Raw genomic sequence first — 372 nt, 5'->3', positions numbered from 1 at the left:
CCGGCGATCCGTCAGTGGCCGACACCTTGAAGTGCCGCTCGGCCATGGCTGCCGCGACCTCACCGGTGCCGCACCCCACGTCGGCGAACCGGCCCCCGGAGTGCAGGTGGGCACCGACCAGGGCGAGTGCCTCCATGGCCGTCTCATGGTGCTCGGCCACCACCGCCGCGTGGGCGGCCTCGGTCTCGCCCTGTCCGGCGGCGCCGTTCCCGGCGTCGCGCTCGGTGGCCCGGGCGGGGATCGGCGCGGTGTTCGCACCCGGATCCGGCGCGGCGCCCTGCTCGGATGTCGGCGCGGAGACGGACGTGAAGTCGGGCATCGGTCGAGACCTCCTGAGATCGAACTCAGGTTAGGCTAACCTAACTCGACGCC

Annotated in this window: 1 pseudogene; it reads right to left on the bottom strand. The window is 72.8% G+C overall.

Features of this window, described 5'->3' with window-relative positions:
* Window positions 1-319: pseudogene (locus tag GT354_RS38595) on the bottom strand (hypothetical protein); the annotation flags it as partial.
* Window positions 320-372 lie beyond the last annotated feature (53 nt).

The sequence above is a fragment of the Streptomyces sp. SID3343 genome (assembly GCF_009865215.1).
Lineage (GTDB): Bacteria > Actinomycetota > Actinomycetes > Streptomycetales > Streptomycetaceae > Embleya.
This window is presented reverse-complemented; position numbering and strand designations above follow the sequence as displayed.